A 21222-nucleotide genomic window follows, 5' to 3' on the forward strand; every position below is an offset into this window, starting at 1 on the left:
AACACCTGGGCTGAGGACCGAGGACACGGAGGCACGCCGCCGAGGCTGACGTCCCCACAGGTCCGTCCCGCAGATCAGGGGCCGCGCGACCGCACACCGGTCGAGCGGCCCCTGATCTGTGTTCGGCTCCGGGCCCGTCGACGCCTGTTTTTGTAGGAGAGGCACAACTGGCCGGTCACATCCCTGACCGACTAGGCTCAGGGCCCATGACCGCCTCCGCCCCTCAGCTGCCTCCGCCCGCCCGGGTCTCCGAGGCTTCCCTGGAGGTCCTGCGGCGGCACACCGACCACCTCACCACGGCGGTGAACCTCCACCTGGAGGGCACGCTGCCCTGGTACCGCCAGCTCACCACCGACGAGCGCGCCTCCCTGCGGCTGATCGCCCAGCGCGGCATCCTCGGCCTGGTCAACTGGCTGGACAACCCGCAGACACGTTCCCTGCCCCTGGTCAACGAGCTCCTCGGCTCCGCGCCGCAGGACCTCATGCGGACCATCTCGCTCCAGCGTGCCCTGCAGCTGATCCGCACGATCGTCGAAGCGGTGGAGCATCGGCTCCCCGGCCTGGTGCCCGCCGACGATCAGCAGGGCATGCTCGAAGCCGTGCTGCGCTATTCGCGTGAGGTGGCCTTCGCCATCGCCGACGTCTACGCCCGTGCCGCCGAGTCCCGCGGCGCCTGGGACTCGCGCCTCGAAGCCCTGCTGGTCGACGCCGTGCTGCGCGGTGAGGCCGGAGAGCAGATCGCCTCCCGCGCCTCCGCCGTCGGCTGGCGCAGCTCGTCGGGAGTCGTCGTCGTGGTCGGACCCGCGCCCGACCAGGCGGACGCCGCCTTCATGAGCCACCTGAGGCGGCAGTGCGTGCGCTTCGCGGCGGATGCGGTGGTCGGCGTCCAGGGCGACAGGCTGGTCCTGCTGCTCGGCGGCGTGACCGACCTCGATGGGGGTCTGGAACGCATCATGTCCAGCTTCGGCGAGGGGCACGTGGTCTACTCGCGCATCTCCGGCTCCATCGAGCAGGCGCATCGCTGCGCCCAGGCCGCCTACTCCGGACACAGCGCCGCCCCGGCCTGGACCCTGGCGCCGAATCCGGTGGCTGCCGACGACCTCCTCCCGGAACGTGCGCTGGCCGGGGACGACACGGCCCGGCAGATGCTCCGCGAGGCGACCTTCGTGCCGTTGGCCGCTGCCGGCAACGGTCTGCTCGAGACCGTGACGGCATACATCAGCGCCGGCCGGTCGCTGGAGGGGACGGCCCGCGCGCTCTACGTCCACCCGAACACCGTGCGGTATCGGCTCCGCCGCGTCACAGACATCACGGGCTGGGACCCGACGGAGCCGCGCGACGCGTACGTGCTGCAGACCGCTCTGGCCGTCGGACGCCTGTAGACTCGTCCTGGCCTCGGGTTTGTAGAGACCCCACAAAGGTCCCCGGAGAGCTTGGTCCACCCATGCCCCGCTCCGAGCAGCTGCGATATGGAAGGTTGGTAGTGTGCTAGCGATCATCTGCCCTGGACAGGGCTCCCAGTCCTCCGGCTTCCTCTCGCCGTGGCTCGAGGACGACTCCGCCCGCGAGACGCTGCAGGAATGGTCGGAGGTCGCGGAGACCGACCTGGTCCTCCACGGCACCCAGTCCGACGAGGACACCATCCGCGACACCGCACTCGCCCAGCCCCTCATCGTCGCCGCCTCTCTGCTGTCGGCGCGCGCCCTGGGCCTGACCCCCGGTCACACCACCGAGGCTGTGGACACCGACCAGCTGCTCTTCGCCGGCCACTCCGTCGGTGAGGTGCCGGCCGCCGCCCTGGCCGGAGTGCTCAGCGCGGAGCAGGCGCTGCGCCTGATCCGAGTCCGCGCGCAGGGCATGGCGCAGGCGGCCGCCGCGGAGGCGACCTCCATGGCGGCGGTGCTCGGCGGCGTCGAGGACCAGGTGCGTGAGAGCATCGAGGCCCACGGCCTGACCGCCGCCAACGCCAACGGCCCCGGACAGATCGTGGCAGCCGGCACGGCCGACCGGATCGCGGCCCTGGAGGCTGAGCCCCCGGCCCGCGCCCGGGTGATCCCGCTGAAGGTGGCCGGCGCCTTCCACACCCAGCACATGGCCCCCGCCCAGGAGACTCTGGCCGCCGCCGTGGCGGACTTCTCGGTGCAGGACCCGATGGCACGTCTGCTCTCCAACCGCGACGGCCAGGCCGTCGCATCCGGGGGCGAGGTCCTGGACCGACTCGTGGAACAGGTCACACGTCCCGTGCGGTGGGACCTGTGCATGGAGTCCATGAAGGCCGCCGGCGTCACCGGTGTGCTGGAGCTTCTTCCCGGCGGCACTCTCACCGGGCTCGCCAAGCGCGGCCTCAAGGGTGTGGCCGCTCTGGCCGTCAAGTCCCCCGACGACCTCGACGCCGCCCGGACGTTCGTCGCCGACCACGCCTGAGCCCCACTCACCGTCCGATGCGCCGAGCCGCGCCCCGATCCCCGCAGCTGCCCTCCGGCAGCGCCGATTCACAGCAAGGACAGCTTCCGTGACAGCCACACTCAATCAGACCGAGACCGTCGCCGGCACCCAGGTGATGGGCATGGGCGCCTACCGCCCGGATGTCATCGTCGACAACGAGCAGATCTGCCAGTGGATCGACTCCTCCGACGAATGGATCCGCCAGCGCACCGGGATCCGAACCCGCCACCGTGCGGCCGCGGACGTCTCCGTGGTGGACATGGCAGAGGGCGCGGCCCGGGGAGCCCTGGAGAAGGCCGGACTCACCGGCGAGGACGTCGGCGCCGTCATCGTCGCCACCGTCACGCACCCCTATCAGACGCCCTCAGCGGCCGCCGCGGTCGCCCACCGGATCGGCTCCACCCCGGCGGCGGCCTTCGACATCTCCGCGGCCTGCGCCGGCTACTGCTACGGCATCGCCCAGGCCGACTCCTTCGTCCGCTCCGGACTCGCGAAGCACGTCCTGGTGATCGGCGTCGAGAAGCTCTCCGACGTGATCGACAACCATGAGCGCAGCATCTCCTTCCTCCTGGGAGACGGTGCCGGCGCGGCCGTCGTCGGCCCGGCCGAGACGCCGGGCATCTCCCCCAGCCTGCTGGGCTCCAACGGCGAGAAGTGGGACTCCGTGTCGATGAACGGTTCGCTGATCCCGTTGCGCGACGCGCTGGCGCGAGCTCGGGAGACCGGCGACGCCGGTGAGCTGCTGGATTCGGAGACCACCCTCTGGCCCACTCTGCGGCAGGACGGACCGACCGTCTTCCGGTGGGCCGTCTGGGAGATGGCCAAGACCGCGCAGAAGGCCCTCGACGCCGCGGGCATCACGGCCGAGGATCTCGCCGCCTTCGTGCCGCACCAGGCCAACATCCGGATCATCGACGAGATGGTCAAGCAGCTCAAGCTCCCGGAGCACGTGCTCGTCGGACGCGACATCGCCGATGCGGGAAACACCTCCGCCGCGTCCATCCCGCTGGCCGCCCACCGGCTGCTGGAGGAGAACCCCGAGCTCTCCGGCGGGCTGTGCCTGCAGATCGGCTTCGGCGCCGGGCTCGTCTACGGCGCCCAGGTCGTCCGCCTGCCCTGACCCGGGCGCGGAGGACCACCACAGATGTCCTGGTCGAGGCGTCGCACAGCCGCCCGGCCAGGCCGACAGCGTCAGGGACACCTGAGGCACACACCAGAACACCGTACGAGCGACTCGTACGACCGAACAGAAGGGAGCAGCCCCGTGGCTGACAAGAACGAGATCCTCGCTGGCCTGGCTGAGATCGTCAACGAGGAGACCGGACTGGAGACCGAAGAGGTCCAGCTGGAGAAGTCCTTCACGGAGGACCTGGACATCGACTCGATCTCGATGATGACCATCGTGGTCAACGCCGAAGAGAAGTTCGACGTGAAGATCCCCGACGAAGAGGTCAAGAACCTCTCCACCGTCGGCGACGCCGTCACCTTCATCGCCGACGCCAAGGGCTGACCTGCCCGGCCTCAGTGTCCGGGGAGCGGGCAGGCGCCGCAGGTCCCGACGATCTCGGGCCGTGCGCCGGCCCGCTCCCGACTGAAGACCCACCATCCACCACTGACCAGAGGTAGATCCATGACACGCCGTCTCGTCATCACCGGCCTCGGCGCCACCACACCCATCGGCGGCGACGTGCCGACCCTGTGGAAGAACGCATTGACCGGCACGCCGGGCGCCAAGACCCTCGAGCACGACTGGGTCGAGCAGTACCAGCTCCCCGTCACCTTCGCAGCCGAGGTCCAGGTCGAGCCCGCGGAAGTGCTCGCCCGGCCCGAGACCCGGCGCATGGACCGCTCCACGCAGCTGGGCATGGTCGCCTCCCGTCAGGCGTGGAAGGATGCCGGCCTGGATGAGGCCGACGTCGATCCAGAACGCCTCGGGGTGTCCTTCGCCACCGGTATCGGAGGTGTGTGGACCCTGCTCGACTCGTGGGACACCCTGCGTGAACGCGGGCCTCGCCGCGTGATGCCCATGACCGTGCCGATGCTGATGCCCAACGGCGCCGCCGGGGCCATCAGCCTGGACCTGGGCGCCCGGGCCGGCGCTCGGACCGCCGTTTCGGCCTGCGCCTCGGGCACCGAAGCCCTGGAGATGGCCATCCGGATGCTGCGGGAGGGCGAGGCCGACGTCGTCATGGCCGGCGGCACCGAGGCCGCCATCCACCCGCTTCCGCTGGCGGCGTTCTCCTCGATGCAGGCGCTCTCCCGCCGGAACGACGACCCTGCCGCGGCGTCTCGCCCCTACGACGTCGACCGCGATGGCTTCGTCATGGGTGAAGGCGCCGGTGCCCTGGTGGTGGAGACCGAGGAGCATGCCAAGGCCCGTGGCGCCACCATCTATGCCGAACTGGCCGGAGCCGCCGTCACCTCTGACGCTCACCACATCACCGCACCCGACCCGGAGGCCATGGGGGCTACTCGGGCACTGCGCAAGGCGCTGGCCGACGCAGGCGCCTCGGTGGAGGACGTCACGCATGTCAACGCCCACGCCACCTCGACGCCGGTCGGCGACAAGCCGGAGTACACGGCGCTGAAGTCGGCCCTGGGGGATCGCCTCGACGAGGTCTGCGTCTCGGCGACCAAGTCCCAGACCGGTCACCTGCTGGGCGCCGCTGGTGCCGTGGAGTCCCTGCTCACCGTGTTGGCTCTCCACGACCGCAAGGCCGCCGTCACCATCAACCTCGAGAACCAGGACCCGGACATGCCGCTGGACGTGGTCACCGGGCAGGCGCGTGAACTGCCGGCCGGCGATCAGGTCGCCCTGTGCAACTCCTTCGGCTTCGGCGGGCACAATTCGGTGGTGGCGTTCCGCACCGTCTGATCGCAGCCTCGGCTCCGATCGTTCTCTGAGCGTTCCCCACCGGGGATCTCGCAGGACGTGCGAAGGGCGGCCTGCCCGGGATCTGCTGATCCTGGACAGACCGCCCTTCTGTCACGCTGTGGGAAGCGGTGCCGCGTGGGAAGCGATCGCCCGAAGGCGATTCAGCGGCAGGTTCAGACGTCGGCGGTGGACGGAGGAGGGCTCCACCGGACCGACAGGCGTCAGCCGATCAGCCGACGCGGTGCAGCCATCGCACCGGTGCGCCCTCGGCCGCGTGGCGGAAGGGGTCCAGCTCCTCGTCCCAGGCCTCGCCCAGGGCCAGCGAGAGCTCCTGATAGACCACAGAGGGGTCGCCGGCCCCCATCTCATAGGCATAGCGGATCCGGTCCTCGGAGACCAGGATGTTGCCGTGGACGTCGGTGGTGGCGTGAAAGATCCCGAGTTCCGGAGTGTGGGACCAGCGGCTGCCGTCACAGCCCGGGCTGGGGTCCTCCGTGACTTCGAAGCGCAGCTGCGCCAGGCTCCGCAGGGTGGAGGCCAACGTGGCTCCGACCCCCTGGGTGCCGCGCCAGCTCAGCTCGGCGCGGAACGTGCCGGGCGAGGCGGGCTGGGGCTCCCACTGGAAGTCCACTCGCGCATCCACCACTGACGACACCGCCCATTCGACATGCGGGCAGAGCGCAGCAGGCGCCGAGTGGATGTGCAGGACACCCCGGGCCGTGTGTGCAGACATATCCATCCTCCGTTGTGCTGTTGGTACGTCTTCCCCTACGACCGACAGCGCGGCACCGGATGGGTGCATCTGCAGTATGAAGCTGTGACTCGACAATTGTGCATGAGCGATGACTCATCTGCCAAGTGGAGTCAGGGCCGACCGAACGCCTGCGCTCTGACGAACGCCGGCCGAGCGGCCTGGACTCCGTGGACAGCTTAACAGGTGAGCGTGCGCCGCGACACCATCTGTGAGGGCTGTGTCTCGTCATCCCTCGCCCCGGTCACCTGTGGCGGGCGCTCACGCTCCGGCAGGACGCCGCGCAGGCTCAGGCCCGAGGATGCGCCTGTCCATAGGCAGCACGCAGGCCTTCGACGGAGACGTGGGTGTAGAGCTGAGTGGTCGACAAGGAGGCGTGTCCCAGCAGCTCCTGCACTGTCCGCAGATCTGCACCACCGTCGAGCAGATGGGTGGCGGCGCTGTGACGCAGCGCGTGAGGACCCCGGGCCGCCGTGGTGCCGAGGCTTTCGAGCAGAACATCGACCACCCGACGGACCGTGCGCTGGTCGATGCGCGCCCCGCGACGTCCCAGGAAGACGGCCTGCCCGGAGCGCTCCGTGACGAGACGCGGGCGCCCCTGCTCCAGATAGGCTTCGACGGCCTGCTCGGCGGGCACGCCGTAGGGCACCATCCGTTCCTTGTCCCCCTTGCCCAGTACGCGGACCATCCGGCGATCGGCGGCGAACGACGGCACGTCGAGCCCGACCAGCTCCGCCACACGCATGCCGGTCGCGTAGAGGAGCTCGACCATGGCGAGGTCCCGCAGGGCGACGGCGTGGTCGATCGGGGCTTCCGCGCGCCGCTCCGCAGTGTCCCGGCACCGCTCGGTGAGCCGGGTGATCAGCTCATCCACCTGACGGTCCTGCAGGACGTCCGGCAGGCGGCGGGCCGTCCGCGCGGTCCGAAGCCGCACTGAGGGGTCCTCGGGCAGGGAACCACGACGGTGCGCCCACGCGGTGAAGCTGCGGACCGCCGCGATCTTGCGGTTCACGGTCGCCCGTCCGAGACCGGCGTCGTGGAGGTCCGCCAGCCAGGTGCGCAGACGGAGCAGGTCCAGCCGAGCCAGTGGACCAACGGCCTGCCGAAGCTGACGAAGGTCAGTGCGGTACGAGCGCACAGTGTGCGCCGAGAGTCCCCGCTCTGCGCTGAGATGGGTCAGGTAGTCCCGGAGCAGGGCGTCCTGCTCGGCACCCACGGCATCGTCGGCGGGCGCGCGCGCGAGGTCGCCGTCCGGACTGCCGCCCGGCGGTCTGGCTCTCCGGCCTGTGGCCGGATCGTCCCTGTCCTCCATGTCGGCAGTCTATCGGTGCGATCACGACGTCGGCGGCACACCGTGGCTCCGCCCCCAGCGGCCGCCCGACTCCCGCGCCAGGCCGCACCGTTGGAGCCGGGTGAGCCCGCCCAGCACCTGCGGCATGGGCAGTCCCGCCACTTCCGACAGCTTTCCGGCGGTGCTGAGCCGCCGCAGCGGCAACGCATCGAACAGCAGCCTGTCGGTCTGGTCCAGGCCATCCAGCACCTCCGTGATCCTCGGGCGCTCCCCCGGGGCTCCGCTGTCCCCGGCGTCCTGCCTTCGGCCGCCCCGATCGCCTGCTGTGCGCACGGAGACCGTGGGACCCGACCGTTCCGGCAGCGGAAGTCTCGGCTGGTCGAGTCCTCCGATGCGCGGATCCGCAGGCCCGGCGCTGGTGGCTGTCGGGGTCACCTCAGCGATGAGGCTGACGACGTCAGCGGCATCTGTGATCACTTCGGCGGGGGTCTCGCGAAGGAGCCGGTGACAGCCTGCGGAGCTCGCCGCATGCACACTGCCCGGCACAGCACCGACCGGTCGACCGAGCCCCAAGGCGTGGTGGGCCGTGTTCTGCGCCCCGGACCGCCATCGGGACTCCACCACGACCGTCGCCGCGGTCAGCGCAGCGATCAACCGGTTCCGGTGCAGGAAGCGGTGTCTGGTCGGACTCCCACCGGGCGGCATCTCGCTCACCAGCAGGCCGTGCTCCCCGACCGCCCGCAGGAGGGAGTCATTGCCGGCGGGATAGAATCGGTCCAGACCCCCTGCGAGGACCGCGACGGTCGGAGCGGCCGCCTCGGCACCTCTGAGGATCGCCCCATCCGCTGTCGGGCCTGCCGGACCGTGCGGCGTCGCACCGTCGCGGCGCAGCGCGGCACGATGGGCGGCGGCATCGATGCCGTAGGCCCCTCCGGAGACGATGCAGACACCGTGGCCCACCAGGTCCTCGACGATCTCGGCTGTGACCCGCAGCCCGTAGTCGCTCGCCTCCCGCGAGCCGACGACGGCGACCCGACGGGGCAGACGCGGCAGCCGGCCCCATGCGGCCTCGCTGCGCGGCCCGGCGCCACGATGCCATAGCGCCAGCGGCGCGGCCCCGCCGAGATCCTCGAGCTCACTGGGCCACCATGGGTCCTCCGGCACTGTCAGGCCCCCTCCGAACCTCCAGATGGTCTCCAGGTCACGCGCCCCCTGGGCCTGCCTCCGGCGAGTGCGCCAACGGGCCAGCCCAGCATGGAGATCGCGTTGTCGCGCACCGAGCCCGGACTGTGCCCCCAGTTCCCCGATCTGAGTGGTCATCGTCGCCCCAGGATCTGCCTCCGACATGATCAGGGCGTGGGCTTCGACCGGCCCCAGATGAGCGACCAGCAGCCCGGCGAGTGCGTCACCGGGTTCGACCAGGCGACTCAGCTCAGCCCGCACCCGGAGCAGATCCTCCTCGACAGCAGGTCGCCCGCGGTCCTGTCCGACGGCCCCGTTCATGCCGCCCTCCTCTCCTCCGCGGTCTGCCTCAGCTGCATCGCCGCATCGACCTCCTCGGTCCCTGGGCAGGACTGGCCGGCGAGGTCGGCCAGCGTCCAAGCCAGCCGGAGCACCCGGACATAGCCGCGGAGCGAGAGCACCGCCCGATCCAGGCTCGCATCGAGCGCCCGGGTGCTGGCGGGTGTCAGCCGCAGCGGTCCGGTGAGCAGCCGCAGCGGGAGGTCCCCGTTCGTCCTCAAGCCCCAGGGGGCGAGCCGTTCCCTTTGGGCGCCGCGAGCCCCCATCACACGCCGCAGCACCTCGGCGGAGCTCTCTCCGGGCTCCGCCAGGGCCATGGCGGCGGATCGAGGCCGTTCCACCTGGACCTGCAGGTCGATGCGGTCCAGCAGCGGACCAGAGAGCCGCGCGAGGTAGGACCGGCGTTGCAGCACCGTGCAGGTACAGTCCCGCCCGGTGCCCACAGCCATCCCGCATGGACACGGGTTCGCAGCCATGACCAGCTGGAAACGCGCGGGATACGTGACGGTGCCCGCCGATCGGTGCAGAGTCACCGCCCCCGTCTCCAAAGGCTGACGCAGGGCATCCAAGGTGGAGCGTTGAAACTCCGGCGCCTCGTCGCCCAATGGAAAGTACACCCCGTTGGTTAGGTTCCAGTCTAGCGGTCTGACCTGGAGAATCGGTGTACTCCAGACTCAGTGCGCTAGCACGCAGTGCGCGAGAGGGTCCGCTACTTCGCCAACCTCACGCAGTTGCTGGCGAAGCAGCGCCCGCTCTCGCAGACGAGTCTTGGCGAGCAGAACGAGACTGACTGGTCCTGTGATGGCGAACTTCATTGCGTTGTAGATGAACAACAGCACCAGCAGGTTCAGCCAATCCGACCCACCATCCTCCATCAGGTTCCGGCAGATGGCCGCAGCGAACAGGTACGGGATCGCCAGCAGCATTGCTGGGACTCCCCACTTTAGGCCTCTACGGGTGCGGATGAGGTCGAGCAGGATGTTGGTCGGCATGTAACGACGCAGGAAGTAGCGGATGTGGACGCTTGCAGCCCAGATCAGTCGGATCATCGTGGTCAGTCCTCTCATGTGGGGGCTCGGTAGCGAACGAACTTCCCTGAGAGGGCCTGGTGCCGGAGCGTGGGCCATGCCGCCGAATCGGTCGACGGCGCATAACTACTGCGCTACCTGCCACTGAGTTTACGACGCTCCTCCGACAGGCGGAAGGGGTCACCAGCCCGGGACTTGACAGCGAGGCATCGCGAACCTCCCAAACAAGCGAGCGAGTCGTACCTTGTCACCATCTTTGCTGAGGAAGCTCTGGCATGACCATCAAACAGATGAGCACCAGAGTCGCGAGCTCAACTGCATGGCCTCAACCGCCTCACGGCATCCTCGATAGCGTCCGCAACAGAGCTTGGTGTTTCATGTTCCCAGAAGCGCAGGGCAGCCCAGCCTTGCTCCCGCAGTAGATCGATGGTCGCGAAGTCGCGCGCCCGATTGCGCGAGACTTTGTCGTCCCAGTACGCAACATTAGATGCAGGTCGTGTGTAGTGGATCGGGCAGCCGTGCTAGAACCAGCCATCGATAAACACCGCAACAGATTACTTTACGAACAACAGGCGCTCCGGCGACCCTCTTTCAGTAGCCGCGCATTGACGCGGTAGCGCAGTCCCCTAGCATGCACGATGCGTCGAACAGCCAGCTCGATACTTGTGTCACGACCACTATCCCCCTTCATCGTGGCTCTTGTAGCTGGGCTCGTTGCCCACGAATCAGCAATCACGCCTGCCTCATCGCCATCGGCATCAGTCTCGCCATAACCTTTTTCTCATGACGGTCGTGCCCACTTACGGATTCCTCACAGAAACAAGCGTTTTCAAATAAGCAAGGTTTTCCTCGCGCGAACGTTTCTCGTAGCTCAGAGCATCGCAAACCGCCTCGATCTTCTGGCATAGAATATCCGCATTCAATGCATCCATCCACAGTTCTCCACTGGCAGAGTCACGATTCGTACTTTGCCACTGCGCCTCGTTATTGAGTGGATGCTCCGGCCGAAACGGCCGCACGTTGAAAATCTTGTGGTCAATTTGAGTGATCCACGAGGCACCAACCTCGCTGATCGCGCCCCAGGACTTCTTGGTATTCTCACTCGTTATAAAGAGGACCATGATCTTCTGTGTGGAGTAGCTCTCAACGAAGAACTCTCGAAGGTACTCGTATACACCGCGACCCTCAGGTATTCGGCAAACCTCATCGTCACCGTTGGTATAGAGGAGATCCTCGTTCGAAACGCCGTTGTAGTTCAACATCTTGTGGATAACATCGGCAAAAGACTTGTCAGGATAGGTTTGACTAATCAGAATCTTCTTCTTCTGTGAGTCCACCAGTGCTTTTATCCCGAGGTCAGGGCTGTGCTCATTCAACGAACGCGACACCACGTCTTGCATCTCGCGCTCTGAAGCACCGGGCGCTAGCGAGCGCAGCGCTTCCGCTGCCGACTCGCTGGCCTTCTCCCGGAAATTATTGATAGCCTCCCGGAGCTTTGCCTCGTTATCGACTTGTTCTTTCCGTTTGCGTTCTTTCTTTGTCCTATTCTCGAGGTTCACGAAGAGATCGCGCCGGCGACGCGCTTCAGCGAGAAGATTGCTGCGAACATAATCTAGAACAACTTCGTACCGAGGATCGTCTGACTTGTAGCCCTGTCGATTGCTCAGTGCCATGTCCGGCAACTCGGTCAGCTCAAAAATGTCAATGTGCAGCTGGCCGACAACGTAGACCTCGCTCAACTTGTTCTGGCCCACTGACGGCAAGATATTAAACTCGCCCAACTTTCCGTTCGCAAACAGCGATATAAAATTGTCTGGGAAGTCAGTCCGTTCCGCTTTCCTGCCGCGAGTGCTCTTATAGGTACCGATCCAACCTTCGATCTCCAGATTGTATTCATGCTCTTCGCCAGCCATGTCTGACATGACCACAGGAATGGATATGGCTTCTCGTGCAGTAACGAGTTCACCTCGCCGATCTGGATACGGATTAGGCACCAATTTGACTAACCGCTCGAAAGGCTTACCCAGAGTTACCAGGGTGCTCAATTCAGACATGATGCTTTGATCGAAGGCGTCGATTACTACCGACTCGTTTCCCCGAACCACATGTATGCGGAAGTCAGAACTGACTAGCGGAAACATCTTTAGAAGATTGCGCCTTATAGCCGACATCGTTTTGTGGAGGCGGTACTGCGGATTACGCATCACGATCGCGGAACCATGGTCAACAACATGCACGAACGAAATGTCCTCTTCAGGTATGCCCTGTAGTTCGTTCCCGTTTTCTGGGTGTCGTGTAAGCACGAAACCTGACTTCTCCTGGCCGACGACGGTCAGTACGTCCACGTCTTCCGAGACTGAGAGGGCGGCAAGTTTACCTACCCCTTTTCGTCCCATCTTTCGCCGGCCTGAGGGTGTGACTGACTCCTCTTCGGTGGTGCGGGAGACTCCGGCAACATTCAGGTAATTGTCGATGTCGCCGGCCTCGTACGACATCCCACGGCCGTCATCTTCAACGCGGATTTCATCCTTGTCCGAGATTACGTACACATTCTTCGCATCCGCGTCGTATGCGTTGGCAATCAGTTCCGCTAGGACATAGTAGATGTTCGTGTAGAGGTTCGGGCCCAAAAGCTCAAGAATTCGAGGATCGACATTGATTTCGTACCTCTTCGCCATGATCACCCTATCCCATGCTACTCGTCAGCCAGTACCCAGTGTTCCGTCGAGCGCGCACGTCTGTGACCCCTGTCCAGCGCCAGCACGGGGCTGTTCCTGTGAGATCTCGCTGGCGAGAGCCAGGAACTGCCGCCCCACGGCAAGGCCGAAGGCAGGAGGCACTGCGTTGCCTATGAGCCTTCCCACGGCCTGCATAGAAGGACGCTGCCCCTTCGCGACAAACTTATAACTACGCGGGAAGCCCTGAAGCATTGCAGCCTCTCGAAGAGTCAGACTGCGGTCTTGTTCCGGGTGACCGAAGCGGCCAGTGCCAAAATTGAAGGATTGAGTTGTGATAGTTGGCGAGGGTGAATCCCATCGCATCCTGCCGTAAAACGCCTGAAAACTTCTGCCACTGGCTTTCCGGTGGCATGGAGCAAGAAGCTCTTCTGGCCAATCACGCCAAGTCCCACCAGGTATCGAAGCCTGCATGCGAGCTAGGTTCATTACAGACAGCTTGCGGGCCGTGTGAAGGGGGTCCTTGGGATCGCCCTCGCCATGACGGAGTTTCGGCAGAGTCTTGATCGTCTGCTCGACGGTCTTGAACTTTGTCTTGTCCTTCTCTCCTTCGGGGAGCCCTACCGCGCCAACCCTGGATGCGACCAGTACTAGGCGCCGTCTTTCCTGTGGCAGGCCGAACTGCGGGCCGTAAAGTGTGCCGTACTCAACTTCGTAATCAAGCTCTTCTAGTTTCGCCACAAAATCGCTAAACACAGACATCCGGGAAAGCCGCGTGACATTCTCCATCGTGACGAACTCGGGCGTTGTCTCCTCCACGAGACGAGCGAAGTGAGATAGAAGATCCCAGTTGTCTTCCTTGCTGGTGTCAGCACCTCGACGGTGACTTGAAAACGGCTGACATGGTGCGCAGCCGGCGAGAAGCCGGTAACGTCCAGGCGTCCAGAGACCTTCTAGCTCTGAGGCCTCAACCTCGCCAACGTCCTTTCGCAGGAACGTTGCCTTGAGGTTCTCCTCGTAAGGGAACTGACAGGCCGGATCAAGGTCAATGCCAGCTACGACCTCGATGCCCGCGTTCTTGAGCCCTAGGGAAAGACCGCCGGCACCACAAAAGAGGTCTATCGCTGTGATCTGTGAGGACTCTGCTAGCACGACCCTCACATTATCTCGTCAGGGGGCGGTCCCCTCGCGTCCTCGTCTCCGGACGGCGTGTCGGCACCGCCCAGCACGGTTCGAAGGGCCAGCGCACCTCGCACTGGTCCGACGTGAACTCTGAGCCAGACCAAGTGCGCGATCGGCACGTTCTAGAGTTGCTGCCGAGGCACGATGCCGGGTGCTCATAAGGGAGTCCGCTGGACCGGCTCCGACCAACGCTGTCGCTCGGTTGTTTCGACCGTCTTGAAGGCGAGTCTGCTCGCTCGATCGAGTGCCGTCCTTGCACGGGCGGCATCGATCCTCTCTGCGGTCGAGTCCGGCGCTGGACCGAGGGGGGCGGCGTCGGTGATGCCGTACCGGTCGCGGTAGGCGGCAACGGTGAGGGCGTGCCGCCGCCAGATCGCTGTCCTGCGTGGATCGCTGGGCGGAGTACCAAGCGGTTTCGTCCAGGCTTCCCCGGCCTTGCGGGCGGTGTCGAGCACCACGGTGGCACGGGCCTCGATCAGCCTTCGTCGCTCATCGAGCGTTTGGCGCATATCATCGGCCATCTGACCGTCCGCAGACGGGATCAGCCCGGCTATCAGTCGTGGTGCCTTGCGTGTGCGGCCTGACCCTGCCGGTCGGGCAGTAGCGCGGGCGACGCGGTAGTGCAGCACTGAGGCGATGTCCTCGGCATCATCGAATCCGCGTGCAGCCACCAGGCGCGGCAACAAGCGGTTGACGTCGTGGTGGTTGGCCTCGGCGCGGCGGAGTTCGGCGGTCAGCGCCCCGAACGCGTCAGACTCGATCACAGTGTTGGCCTGCTCCTCGCTGAGACCCGATTCGCGGATGAGGATGGCCCAGCGGTCGCGTTGGGCTGCGGCGGCGATGGTCTCGTACTCGGCGGCGAGCTGGGCGATCGAACCCCACTGCTCCTGTTCGGCGGTGATGGTCTCGTGCGCGGACAGCTCCGCACCCACATGCTGGAGCACCCCGAACAGCACGGACCGGCCGGTGGCATCGGGGTTGTCACCTGGATGCGGGTGGGCGTGCTCCTCGGCCCGGTCGAGGATCACGTAGGCGCGGTTGGTGTGCTTGCCGCGCGTCATCGCGACGTAGAAGTTCTCCCGAGTGGTGGTTGGCTCCACCAGCACGTGCGCGGTGTCGACGGTGACGCCCTGCGCCCTATGCGCGGTGACCGCGTAGCCCAGATCAACATGGTCGGTCACGTAGGAGCCGGGGAGGACGATGGAGCCGCCGAACCGGCGGCCGGTCTTGCGGATCGTGATCGACCCGTCGTCGCGAACGTCCTTGATGGTCCAGGTGTCGCCGTTGCGGACCCATTCCTTGCCGTTGCGTAGGCGGCGGTCGTTGCGGCGGGTGATGATCGTGTCCCCGACCCCAGCAGTGGTGCCGTCGTTCAGCTCGACCTCCCGACCGGGTTTCAGGGTGCCGTCGAGGATCAGGTCCGCACGGGCGCGGGTGTTGAGGGCGGTGACGTCGTCGCGGGTCTCAGCGACCAGCACCGACACCAAGCCTCGGTTCCGGTCGACGCGCCATGCGGTGTAGGCGGCGTCGGTCATCGCCTCGGCGTCGCCGTCGTGGATGCGGTCGTGGTTCAGGTAGGTGTCGATCACCTCGGTGCGGCCGTGGCGCAGGGCGAGGGAGGCGGTCTTCTCCCAAGCGTGGGTGAAGCGGTGCACGTCGACCAGCTCGGGCGCATCGTCCCGGTCACCGACGAGGAGCCCGAAGGCGCCGCCGGCGTCCACGGATTGAAGCTGGGCGAAGTCGCCCACGAGCAGCACCTTCGCGCCGGCCCGTTCGGCCAGGTGGGTGATGCGGTCCAATGAGAGGGTGCCGGCGAGGGAGGCTTCGTCGATGATGACGAGCTGGCCCGCGTGGAAGTCCTCGCCGTGGACGAGGTGGTTCTGCCACCACTTTGCGGTGTTCTCCGTCGCGATGCCGAGGTCGTCAGCGAGAACCTGCGCTGCGACCGCTGAGGGCGCCAGCCCGACCACGGAGCCCTTGCCGTGTTCCTTCTCCCAAGCTCTGCGCAGTGCGTTCATGGCGGTGGTCTTCCCCGCGCCGGCCGGACCTACGAGCACGTCGAGCATCCGGCCTGAGACCGCGATCTTCATCAGCGCGTCGGCTTGATCCTCCCCGAGTAGCCGCCCCTCGGCATCGGGGCGGGCGGTGATCTTCTCCACCGCGCCAAGCGGGACGGTCGGTCCCGTCAGCGTGCGGGAGCGGTCGAGCAGCCGGTCCTCGGCGGCGAGCAGCAGCTCGGATGAGAACACAGTCGAGTGCTTGGGCCGGAACACGCTGGTGCCGTCCACCCGCCGAAACATGGCCGGGCTCGTGGCGAGGTCGGGCGGCGTCAATCGGAGCGAGACAGCTTCGGCGGCGTCGGCGATCATCCCCACGACCGTCTCGCGGTCGCGCATGGTGGCGAAGCGCCAGCCCATCGTCTGCCGGGACGCCTCGGCCATCAGATTCCATCTGCGCCACGTGGACCGCTTCTCGCCCACCACATCGACCACCGAGGCACCGAGTTCGCCGATGGCATCGAGCGGTACGTCATCGGCGCGCAGCTGCAGCGGCTTGTCGTTGTCGGTCATCGTGCGTGCCCATGTGGTGGCGTCGTGGCCGAGCACCCCGGTGGCGCGGGTGCGCCACTCGGCAGTCAGGTCCGCCAGTGACCGAACCTCCTTCTCCGGGCGCGTGGACAGGGTGGCTTGGGCGCGGAGCTTGATGATCGTGGCTGTGGAGGGTTGGCGGCCGTGCTTGGCGACGTACTCGGCGATGAGTCTGTTCTTCTCGGCGTCGATGTGCCGGGCTCGGGTGGAGAACTCCTGGACCAGCTCCTCCGGGACCGTGCTGATCGCCCAGGCGGGGTTTCGGTCTCGGCCCATGTCGCGGGCCTCCCATTCCACGCCGAAGGTGCGGGTCATGTGGTCGGCGAACACCGCCTCATGCAGCTCCGACAAGGCGACCACGGCGGCGTGCATCGGCCGCCCATCCAGACTGCGCCACTTGCCGTCGAAGGCGGTCTGGACCTTGTTGCTGATGACGACGTGCGTGTGCAGGTGGGGGTCGCCAGCCCGGGAGTCGAAGTGATCGAAAGCCGTCGCGACCAGACCGGTGACATCGACCTGTGCAACGGCTCCGTCGCCGGCGGTTGCGCCGGTGCGGGTGGCTGCAACCTCGCGCTCCATGAACGCAACCACCTCCGCAACCGCGGCATGATGCGCCTCGCCGATCAACGCCTGCGTCCCGGCGTCGGCCACAGCCCACAACGCTGAGGCGGACTTCGGGATCGAGAAGGTGAAGTCGAACCCCGCCACCGCCCGACGTCTACTGCGCTCGGTCTCCTCGGCCTCGATCCGCGCGACCGCCTCGCCCTTCGCACCGGGACTCAGGCTCGGGTCGAGGTCGGCGATCCGGGTCTCGATCCGCTCCGGCGCCGACTTGTAGGCAGGGAACGCATGACCGAGCGGGTCGCCGGTGATCGGGTCACGGCCCATCCCCATCAAGAGCTGGAGCTGAGCCTCCGACACCCGATCACCGACCACGAGCTGACCCTTGCCGAGCGAGGCGACTCCGGACCCGAGCCACTGGCCCGCCGGTGTTCCCGCCTCCACGTAGTACCTCGTGAGAGGCGTTGACAGCTCGCGGTCACCGTCCGCGGCCGCGACCGTGCGCAGCAGGTACTTGTAGCCGTCACCCGCGCTCATCACGCGCATCGAAACCGTCACCACGCCACCGCCTTTCGACGGTCAGGTGAGCGGGCACCGACCGAGCGGAAGCGTCAACTTTGGTTGACAACCTTGATCTGCAAGACGCGTGGCGACTCTGAACGGAGGGGTGAGTCAGAGGCGGACCGGCGACGGTCTGCCGGTCGGGAGCCATCGTGCCTCGTTGTGTGGTCCGTGAGGCTGTGCGGGGTCGTGCACCTGGTAGGTGATCAGCCCGGCGGGGCTCCGTGAGGGGTTCGGGTCCGGGGTCACCGGACTGCTGGAGCACTCATGCACGAGTACACCCCTTCTGGTGGGCGTCGTCTGCGGGTCGGGTCGCTGTTCTCTGGATACGGCGGTCTCGACCTGGCCGTCGAGCATGTCCTCGACGCCGAGACCGTCTGGTTCTCCGAGATCAACGAACCTGTCGCCCGCGTCTTCGCCCACCACTGGCCCGAGGCACAGAACCTGGGCGACGTCACCACTATCGACTGGAGCGATGTCCCGCCGGTGGACATCCTCTGCGGCGGGTTCCCCTGTCAGGACGTCTCGACCGTGGGCAAGCAGGCCGGCCTCGCGCCCGGCACCCGATCTGGACTCTGGTCTCACATGGCCGCGGCAATCGATGCCCTGCAACCGGAGTTCGTGGTGATTGAGAACGTCCGCGGGCTGCTCTCCGCGCCGGCCGTCCGCAATCTCCCGGAAGGAGCAACTGATGAGCGACGCAACCCCGAGACCGCAAGTCCCGAGCAGGATGCGACCGCAACCCTTCGCGACGTGGAGTCCGACTCGTGGGGTGTGGGAGACGAGTCAGCCCGACCTCTTCGGGCAATGGGCGCCGTTCTCGGAGACCTGGCCGACTTCCGGTACAACGCTCGCTGGATCGGCCTACACGCTTCCACGATCGGCGCACCCCATCCCCGGTTCCGCATCTTCATCCTCGCCCACCGCGCTGTTTCGCACACCCCTGGCCTCGGACTCCTCTCGCGGCGGCGAGAGCCTGGAACAGGTGCGAGCCCGCCGCGGGACGATCGCGCTGTCTCATCAGATCATCGACCTGACCCTGCACGGACCCGATGGCTCACCGACGCACAACAACGAGTCGGAGACGCTGTGGTCCCTGATCGAGGACATCTTCGCCGCTGGGGACGCTACGCCCCCGCCATTGCCCGATGGGAACACATCACCGGACAACCCGCCCCCGCCCCCGCGCTCCTGAACGAGGGGACCGGACCGCGCCCCGCACCCGCGTTCGTGGAATGGCTCATGGGCCTCGAACCCGGCTGGGTCACCAGCCCCGAACATGAGCTCACCGGGAACCAGCAACTGACCGCCCTCGGAAACGGCGTTCTCCCGTTCCAGGCCGTGACAGCGCTCCAGGTCCTACTGGCAAGCAAGCACGCAGCGAACGGGATTCCGGTCTGTTCGTAGTAGCGGATCAGAGCGGTCGCAGCATCACGATCACCGTCACCAACCACGACACAGTTAAGCAGGTATCGGAACCCCTGCCCTGCTGTCATCACCCTGCTCGAGACCGTCACACCCAGCAGGTACGCGGGGATGAAGCGTAGCTACGTCCTCATCCGATGCTGATTGGCAGATGAGGACGAACGACAGGGCGGCCCTGGCCGAGGGATGCCGTTACCAGTCATCGTCTTGGCTCGATGAATGGGTCGAGTAGTCCTGGTGCGGCTTGGGCTGCAAAGCGGAAGGCTTCATTGGCGTTGACGTCTGGTGCTTCGTAGATTCCCCATCCCGCTGCGGTCATGAATGACACCGTGCTTAGACCGAGGCGGCGTTGAAGGATTGATTGGCGTACCGCGATCGTGCTGACCGCGTCACGCCGCAGCGCTGATGTGGAGCGGCTGAACAGCCCAGAGCGAGTGATCACGTAGTCGCCGTCGATCCTGTGCCCGAGCGCTCTATAGGCGACGACCGCGCACACGACCGAGACAGGCCACAGCGACAGTGCGATCCAGAGTGTCCAAAGTGGCACGATGCCGGTCCAGAGCGGCCATGCAAGCAGGCTGATTGCTCCGAAGGGTATCCCCGTGGCCCACCACAGGCGCCGCCGAAGTGCTGCCGACGGGTGACGAGGCAGCGCGACGGTCAGCGGGCAGGGCTCTCCGAGTACGCGAACGGCGACGTGTCGTGCGACCGAAATGGGGCCTCTTGGTACGAGTGCGGTCGGCTGCTCAGCCGACCACAATCCCAGGCCGGTGGTGATGAGGTTGGTGTCGGCCATTCCGATCCACCGCCATAACAATGGTTCATCGATGGTGAGCCCGCGCATCCGCGATTCGTCGCGGTTGACTTCGCGGGTGCTGAACAGGCCGCGGCGCGTTCGCAAGAAGGTGCCGTTGTCCGAGTGAACTCGCGCGAGTTCGAAGCTCCAGTTGGCGGTGAAGAAGTTGACGCCCAGGCCGATCACGCCCAGAGCGCCGGCTCCTACGGCGATGATGGCGATCGTTGCTCCCAACCCTAGGCCCTGATCCGATGCGGTATCGCTGAGGAACGACACGAGATTGATTCCGAAAGTTGAGGCGAGCCAGAACGCGACCCACAGCAGTCCCGCAGCGGTGAGATAGGCCCAGATGGTGAATATGTTGTAGATCACCCACCAGGGGCGAAAACGCGCGAACAGCTCGACGCCCGCGACGGGATCGGTCTGATCCGTGCCCTCTGCGGGGATACACACGTGTTCTGCGCCGAGCAGTTCGTCACGGAGCTTCTCGGCATCAGATCGCGTCAAGGCATCCAGTGTGAATGCTGCCTCTCCGGCACTGGTCTGCTGACCGGCACCGATCGCCACCACTCGCAGTCCTGCGAGGCGATGGCGCAGTTTGGCGTGGGCATCGACGCTGCGAATCCGATCGCGCCGCACGGCACGCGAGCGGCGAACGAAGACGCCGGTACGGCGCTGCACTTCGGTATCGGTGAGGCGGTAGGTGGTGAAGAGCCACCGCAGCGCGTCCCCGATGGCCCCGACGAGCCCGAGCAGAGCGATCAATGCCAGCGGCCAGAGGTTACCCACCGAGGGGGTCACCCCAACGATCCAGATTGCGATCGCTCCTGGCGTCAGAGACAGTATCGCCTGGGCGAGGTCGACCCAGATGACCCGGATGCTCAACCGTCGCCACTGTTCTTCGACTGCTGGCGCCTGCTGATCGTGGGCCGGTGAGGTCATGACGCTCATGTCGCATCCCCCGGCGTCAGTTCCGCCACCGCCGACAGGCGACTGACAGCCTCCTGTGCGGTGCGGTGGTCCAGTCCGTTGATGTCGATCGACCCGTAGGACGAGGCTGTCGTCACTCGCAGCGTCGACAGGCCTAACAACTGCTCGAACGGTCCACGTACGGCGTCTACGGTCTGAATGCGCGAGGTCGGGGCTACCCGCCACTCCACCACTAGCCAGCCATTGGTGGCGTAGGTGGCCTGGTCGGTGACCTCCCACCGGTGGACGCGATAACGCCACCACGGCTCAACGAGCAGCTTGGCCAGCAGCACCACTCCCACAGCAATCAGCGGGGCGATCAACCACGGCCGGCCGGCCTCCCACAGGGTTGCCGTGACGATCAACGCCGCGAAGAGCACTCCCCATCGAACGGCGGCGCGCAGCATCCACCACCAGGCCGCCCGGCGCTCAATACGCAGCATCGGCAGCCGAGGTGCAACAGTCTGCCACGCCTCAGAGGCGACATCATCCGCTCCCATAAGCACGCCGTTGTGGCCCTCCTGCTGGGTGGTGTCCGCCCTCGCCATGGTTAC

The 21222-nt window shown here is 66.3% G+C and carries 16 protein-coding genes; 6 read left to right on the top strand and 10 right to left on the bottom strand.

Annotated elements, in window-relative coordinates; all coding sequences use genetic code 11:
- The first annotated feature begins 206 nt into the window (after nt 1–206).
- The 5 genes from Q7C18_RS06610 to fabF all read left to right on the top strand — a co-directional run bounded on the left by Q7C18_RS06610 (nt 207) and on the right by fabF (nt 5320).
- Nucleotides 207–1382 (top strand): helix-turn-helix domain-containing protein, encoded by a 1176-nt coding sequence (locus tag Q7C18_RS06610; protein WP_311024703.1) that lies wholly within the window; start codon nt 207–209, stop codon nt 1380–1382.
- Between the two features lie 103 nt (nt 1383–1485).
- Complete coding sequence (locus Q7C18_RS06615; protein ID WP_311024704.1) at nt 1486–2424, top strand: ACP S-malonyltransferase; 939 nt, start codon at nt 1486–1488, stop codon at nt 2422–2424.
- Between the two features lie 136 nt (nt 2425–2560).
- Nucleotides 2561–3565 carry a beta-ketoacyl-ACP synthase III gene (locus Q7C18_RS06620; protein WP_311024925.1) on the top strand — a complete coding sequence of 335 codons (1005 nt, stop codon included), beginning with the start codon at nt 2561–2563 and terminating at the stop codon, nt 3563–3565.
- A 144-nt stretch (nt 3566–3709) separates the two neighbouring features.
- Nucleotides 3710–3955 (top strand): acyl carrier protein, encoded by a 246-nt coding sequence (locus tag Q7C18_RS06625; protein WP_070161425.1) that lies wholly within the window; start codon nt 3710–3712, stop codon nt 3953–3955.
- Nucleotides 3956–4075: 120 nt separating this feature from the next.
- A complete protein-coding gene (gene fabF / locus Q7C18_RS06630; RefSeq protein ID WP_085437108.1) occupies nt 4076–5320 on the top strand; it encodes a beta-ketoacyl-ACP synthase II in 1245 nt (414 codons plus the stop codon).
- A 229-nt stretch (nt 5321–5549) separates the two neighbouring features.
- Here fabF and Q7C18_RS06635 read toward each other — a convergent pair whose 3' ends face one another.
- The 8 genes from Q7C18_RS06635 to mobF form a co-directional block, all read right to left on the bottom strand.
- On the bottom strand, nt 5550–6053 hold the full coding sequence (locus Q7C18_RS06635; RefSeq protein WP_070161423.1) for a DUF3145 domain-containing protein: 504 nt from the start codon (nt 6051–6053) through the stop codon (nt 5550–5552).
- A gap of 307 nt (nt 6054–6360) precedes the next feature.
- On the bottom strand, nt 6361–7383 hold the full coding sequence (locus Q7C18_RS06640) for a tyrosine recombinase XerC (protein ID WP_311024705.1): 1023 nt from the start codon (nt 7381–7383) through the stop codon (nt 6361–6363).
- Between the two features lie 21 nt (nt 7384–7404).
- Nucleotides 7405–8865, bottom strand: coding sequence for a DNA-processing protein DprA (locus Q7C18_RS06645; RefSeq protein WP_311024706.1), 1461 nt, complete (start codon nt 8863–8865; stop codon nt 7405–7407).
- Nucleotides 8862–9500 carry an ATP-binding protein gene (locus tag Q7C18_RS06650; protein WP_311024707.1) on the bottom strand — a complete coding sequence of 213 codons (639 nt, stop codon included), beginning with the start codon at nt 9498–9500 and terminating at the stop codon, nt 8862–8864. Before Q7C18_RS06650 ends, Q7C18_RS06645 begins: the two co-directional genes overlap by 4 nt.
- 57 nt (nt 9501–9557) lie before the next feature.
- Nucleotides 9558–9932 (bottom strand): sulfate permease, encoded by a 375-nt coding sequence (locus Q7C18_RS06655; protein WP_311024708.1) that lies wholly within the window; start codon nt 9930–9932, stop codon nt 9558–9560.
- A 779-nt stretch (nt 9933–10711) separates the two neighbouring features.
- Nucleotides 10712–12589, bottom strand: coding sequence for an ATP-binding protein (locus Q7C18_RS06660; protein WP_311024709.1), 1878 nt, complete (start codon nt 12587–12589; stop codon nt 10712–10714).
- Between the two features lie 24 nt (nt 12590–12613).
- Nucleotides 12614–13738: a DNA cytosine methyltransferase gene (locus Q7C18_RS06665; RefSeq protein WP_311024710.1), complete on the bottom strand. Its 1125-nt coding sequence runs from the start codon at nt 13736–13738 to the stop codon at nt 12614–12616.
- 185 nt (nt 13739–13923) lie between these two features.
- Nucleotides 13924–17463, bottom strand: coding sequence for a MobF family relaxase (mobF, locus tag Q7C18_RS06670; RefSeq protein ID WP_311024926.1), 3540 nt, complete (start codon nt 17461–17463; stop codon nt 13924–13926).
- Nucleotides 17464–17745: 282 nt separating this feature from the next.
- Here mobF and Q7C18_RS06675 point away from each other — a divergent pair, with 282 nt between their 5' ends.
- Nucleotides 17746–18885: a DNA (cytosine-5-)-methyltransferase gene (locus tag Q7C18_RS06675; protein ID WP_311024711.1), complete on the top strand. Its 1140-nt coding sequence runs from the start codon at nt 17746–17748 to the stop codon at nt 18883–18885.
- Nucleotides 18886–19102: 217 nt separating this feature from the next.
- Here the strand turns inward: Q7C18_RS06675 and Q7C18_RS06680 are convergent, their stop codons facing one another.
- Complete coding sequence (locus Q7C18_RS06680) at nt 19103–20650, bottom strand: PH domain-containing protein (protein WP_311024712.1); 1548 nt, start codon at nt 20648–20650, stop codon at nt 19103–19105.
- Nucleotides 20647–21216 carry a PH domain-containing protein gene (locus tag Q7C18_RS06685; protein WP_311024713.1) on the bottom strand — a complete coding sequence of 190 codons (570 nt, stop codon included), beginning with the start codon at nt 21214–21216 and terminating at the stop codon, nt 20647–20649. The genes Q7C18_RS06680 and Q7C18_RS06685 overlap by 4 nt, the downstream gene beginning before the upstream one ends.
- Nucleotides 21217–21222: the final 6 nt, after the last annotated feature.

The organism is Nesterenkonia sp. CL21, assembly GCF_031705515.1.
Lineage (GTDB): Bacteria > Actinomycetota > Actinomycetes > Actinomycetales > Micrococcaceae > Nesterenkonia > Nesterenkonia aethiopica.

Coding starts and splice junctions, on each gene's coding strand:
- Q7C18_RS06610 (WP_311024703.1), top strand. CDS start 207: ATGACCGCCTCCGCCCCTCAGCTGCCTCCGCCCGCCCGGGTCTCCGAG.
- Q7C18_RS06640 (WP_311024705.1), bottom strand. CDS start 7,383: ATGGAGGACAGGGACGATCCGGCCACAGGCCGGAGAGCCAGACCGCCG.
- fabF (WP_085437108.1), top strand. CDS start 4,076: ATGACACGCCGTCTCGTCATCACCGGCCTCGGCGCCACCACACCCATC.
- mobF (WP_311024926.1), bottom strand. CDS start 17,463: ATGCGCGTGATGAGCGCGGGTGACGGCTACAAGTACCTGCTGCGCACG.
- Q7C18_RS06675 (WP_311024711.1), top strand. CDS start 17,746: ATGCACGAGTACACCCCTTCTGGTGGGCGTCGTCTGCGGGTCGGGTCG.
- Q7C18_RS06660 (WP_311024709.1), bottom strand. CDS start 12,589: ATGGCGAAGAGGTACGAAATCAATGTCGATCCTCGAATTCTTGAGCTT.
- Q7C18_RS06645 (WP_311024706.1), bottom strand. CDS start 8,865: ATGAACGGGGCCGTCGGACAGGACCGCGGGCGACCTGCTGTCGAGGAG.
- Q7C18_RS06635 (WP_070161423.1), bottom strand. CDS start 6,053: ATGTCTGCACACACGGCCCGGGGTGTCCTGCACATCCACTCGGCGCCT.
- Q7C18_RS06680 (WP_311024712.1), bottom strand. CDS start 20,650: ATGAGCGTCATGACCTCACCGGCCCACGATCAGCAGGCGCCAGCAGTC.
- Q7C18_RS06620 (WP_311024925.1), top strand. CDS start 2,561: ATGGGCATGGGCGCCTACCGCCCGGATGTCATCGTCGACAACGAGCAG.
- Q7C18_RS06685 (WP_311024713.1), bottom strand. CDS start 21,216: ATGGCGAGGGCGGACACCACCCAGCAGGAGGGCCACAACGGCGTGCTT.
- Q7C18_RS06655 (WP_311024708.1), bottom strand. CDS start 9,932: ATGATCCGACTGATCTGGGCTGCAAGCGTCCACATCCGCTACTTCCTG.